Annotated in this window: 4 protein-coding genes; all 4 read right to left on the bottom strand. The window is 61.3% G+C overall.

Annotated features, from left to right (window positions below):
• Positions 1 to 460: 460 nt before the first annotated feature.
• Positions 461 to 1,462 carry a heme-dependent oxidative N-demethylase family protein gene (locus AC1DIM_RS19600; RefSeq protein WP_477712150.1) on the bottom strand — a complete coding sequence of 334 codons (1,002 nt, stop codon included), beginning with the start codon at positions 1,460 to 1,462 and terminating at the stop codon, positions 461 to 463.
• Positions 1,459 to 2,445 carry a PDR/VanB family oxidoreductase gene (locus tag AC1DIM_RS19595; protein WP_477712149.1) on the bottom strand — a complete coding sequence of 329 codons (987 nt, stop codon included), beginning with the start codon at positions 2,443 to 2,445 and terminating at the stop codon, positions 1,459 to 1,461. The genes AC1DIM_RS19600 and AC1DIM_RS19595 overlap by 4 nt, the downstream gene beginning before the upstream one ends.
• The gene (locus AC1DIM_RS19590; protein ID WP_477712148.1) at positions 2,442 to 2,924 is read right to left on the bottom strand and encodes a dimethylamine monooxygenase subunit DmmA family protein; all 483 of its coding nucleotides are present in this window, start codon (positions 2,922 to 2,924) and stop codon (positions 2,442 to 2,444) included. The genes AC1DIM_RS19595 and AC1DIM_RS19590 overlap by 4 nt, the downstream gene beginning before the upstream one ends.
• 9 nt (positions 2,925 to 2,933) lie before the next feature.
• On the bottom strand, positions 2,934 to 3,299 hold a 366-nt coding region (locus AC1DIM_RS19585), incomplete at its 5' end, for a cupin domain-containing protein (RefSeq protein ID WP_477712130.1).

Below are 3,299 nucleotides of genomic sequence, written 5' to 3'. Positions count from 1 at the left end.
ACGGAACGATTCCGCCGCGGCCGGCCCGTCCTTCAGGATCGCCGCCGCCCGGGAAATCTCCGCACGCGACAACGGATCCAACGGGTGCGATACCCCAACCTCGGCGTGAATTTCAGTGTTGAGAGTCATGGTTTTCTCCTTGGTTCTTTCTTGAGGATGAGATCCCTATGGCCTGGTGGGCGAATTGCCCTTGACATGAGTGGGGTGTGGCGAAGACTTGGCAGACCGCCCATGTGATTGAACCTGCCTGGAGGATGCCGAGCCGGGGGCTTGCCAGCGGAGTTCCACTCTGAACTCCGCTGGCGTGACGCCGGTCACGTGTTCCTCGTTGCAGCCAAAGCTACGTCAAATAAAACATTTAGTCTAGCTTTTTTTAGGGATATTCTTATGTGTCTTTATTTGTCGCCCGGGACAGTCGCTCCCGTGCGATGGAGGCCCCGGAACGGAGCCGTCCCGCCGATTAGCGGGCCAGCAGCCAATCAGATGCCGCCTTGCGGTAGCGGATGATTCCTTTGTATTCGGCCATGTCGTCGGGTAGTTCTGCCAGCACATGGCCCATCTTTTCCCGCCACGCCGGTACCCGGGCAATGTCGGTGAGCGGCAGGAGATGGGTCCGGACCAGGAACAGCAGCGCACCGGAGTGCGGGAGACGGATCAAGTGCTGCACTTCCACCCGCAGGTGGAGCTTCTCCGGCATGGCAGGGTCGTCGGCTATGGTGCTGCGGTCCCGGCCCCATTCAGGGTAGGTTTCCGTGGAAGTGTCCATGCGCCGGCCTATGGTCATGGTCCAGTTGGTCCGCCGAAACTGTTCTCCGGGCTGCAGGCGCAGCAGGAACTGCTCAGCCCGGCTGATGATGCGTTCTTCCTTCACCCGCGGGACGGGATGGTGGATTTCGAGGAAGTTCATGCCGACATCGAAACCGAATGACCAGTCGGCGGCGAAGGTCACCAGCCCGGCATCGAGCCACAGGGTATCTTCACGGACGTCAAGGAGAATGATGTCGTCCTGGATCTGGCTGCCAAGGAACCGCATTGGGCCCTCAGGCAGTGAGCTGTCGTCGCCGACAGTGAACTCCACCTCAAGATCCTGCAGGCCGTTACGCCAACGGCAGGTGTTTCCTTCCCGGTGGAAAGACATCGTGTCCGGGTAGTCTTCCGCCATGGAGGACAGCAAGGTAGTGAGGGCGTCCCACACAGCGGGTCGCATGTGGGGGAGAACATTCACTCGGGAAGGGTCGCGGCTCAACACCGTGGCGCGCTCGGCGAGTTCGTCCAGATAGTGTTCGTCGATGTCCACCAAATTTGCTCCCCAGGAGCCCGCTTCGGTCGGTGCGGTCTTGGTGGCCGGTTCGACGTTCGCGCTGTACCGGTAGGTGTCGGAGGCAAAAGGAAAGGGAAAGCGCCTGATCCGTTCGGGGAGAAGGGCTGCGTCCGGATCGGTTTCGATGATCGTGCTGCTCAAAGGTCCAACTCCAATTCTGGGTCGTTGCTGCGCGAAACACAGCACATCATTGTGGTGTTCTCGGCTTTTTCCTGGTCGGATAGATACAGATCCCGGTGCTGCGGTTCGCCGCGAAGTACCGGCAGGACGCATTCGCCGCAGATGCCTTTGCGACACATATTAGGGATGGTTTTCCCCGCTGTTTCGAGTGTCTCCAGCAGCGAAACGCCGGCCGGGACGTCCAAAGAAACGCCGCTGCGTGCCAGATGCACCGTAAAGGGTTCGCCGGCGTCCAGTTCGGCTGCGCCAAAGGCTTCTGAATGGAGCCGGGCCGATGACCAGCCAAGGCTGCGGGCCTCTTCCAGGACCGCATCCATGAAGACAACCGGACCGCACACGTAGAGGTGGGTTCCGAGGGGCTGCGTTATCAGCGCTTCCGCCATGACGTTTTGGAAACTGCCCCGGTCAGTGCACTCGACCAAAGCGGTCAAACCCGGCCCCAGCAGTTCGCGCGCTTCCGCCACATGGGCTCCCGCGTCTGGCCGGTGCACGTAAATCATCGATGCTGTGTTGCCCCGTTCCACCGCGGCCCTGGCGTGCGAAAGAATAGGCGTGATCCCGATTCCTGCAGCAACAAGCAGATGATGCGTCGCTGTTGATGCGGGAGCAAACGCACTCCGGGGGCGCGAAACGTTAACGCGGTCACCGACGGAGAGCCGGTGCATGGCTACGGAACCGCCGGCCCCTTCTTCGACCCTGAGAACAGAGATGCTGTATTCGGATGGCGCGTTGCCTGAACCGGTGAGGGAGTAGGCATTGACGCCGCTCCCGTATTGGACCACCAGGTGGCTCCCCGGGACATAGGAGGGCAACCTTCCACCTTCCGGGGCCGCCAACGTAATGCTGACAATCGACTCCGTCTGGCGGCTGACGTTTGTCACCTCCAGATGAAGGCCTCCCTCCACCGCCGGGTGGACACGGGGCTGGAGCGCTATGGCGGTCATGCTGCCTCCTCGGCATGGGCTGAGTAGCCCAGGTATGCGCCTCTTCGTCGGGAAAAGTGATCAGTGACGGTCAAGGTGGTGGCGCATCCTTGACACGTCACCTCGGTGCCGGCTGCCCCGTCCATGGTGGTGGTCAGGCAATGCGGGCAATAGACAAACCGGGGTCCGGCTTCCTGGGCCAGGAGTGTTACCTCCTCGCCCAGCAGTCCGCAGTCCGCGGCGACTGCGGCGGCTGCACGGATATCTGTCGGGGGGCCGGCGAGTACAAGACGGACGCCTACACGGGAACCGCTGAATACGGACTTGAGTTCGGAGAGGGTGTCGGCGGTTGCTGCTTCGAAATGGAGATCGTAGCGGGGCTGGCCATCGGTGACTGGAACTGCGGTGTCACCTGTGGATCCGAAAGATACACAGATGACACCGCGGAAACCAGGTTCCAGGCCGTTGCCGGCTGCTGGCGGCGTGGACGCGGAACGCATGGTCAGTCCTTACGGGTTGAAGGTGCGGTCGCCGGCGAAGAACCCCAGGCCGTACTCAGGGGTCTCGAACTTCACGGTGGTGCCCTTGGGGAAGAACAGCACATCGCGTTCCTTCGCGTGCGTTACTTCGCCCGTCGTCTGGTCGGTCAGGATGAATTCACCCTTGATGACGACCTTCATTTCGTCGTAGGTGTAGGTGTACACCAGGGGCTCAGACGCCTTCAGTTCGAAGAACCCGGCGCACATGACCGAACCCTCGGGGTTGTGGAGTGAATCGCCGATCGCAGCGACCGTACCCGGCTCGTCCATAGACGGCAGCCCGATAAAGCCGTTTTCCACTTTGTGGATGGAGCCGGCCTTGCTCAGTGTTCCTAC

The sequence above is a fragment of the Pseudarthrobacter sp. 01T43 genome (assembly GCF_056398665.1).
The sequence above is the reverse complement of the archived record's forward strand: the minus strand, read 5'-3'. Positions and strand labels throughout refer to the sequence as shown.

What these genes read in the sequence shown, in the direction of transcription:
- AC1DIM_RS19595 (WP_477712149.1), bottom strand. Translation starts at nt 2,445, where the DNA reads ATGACCGCCATAGCGCTCCAGCCCCGTGTCCACCCGGCGGTGGAGGGA.
- AC1DIM_RS19590 (WP_477712148.1), bottom strand. Translation starts at nt 2,924, where the DNA reads ATGCGTTCCGCGTCCACGCCGCCAGCAGCCGGCAACGGCCTGGAACCT.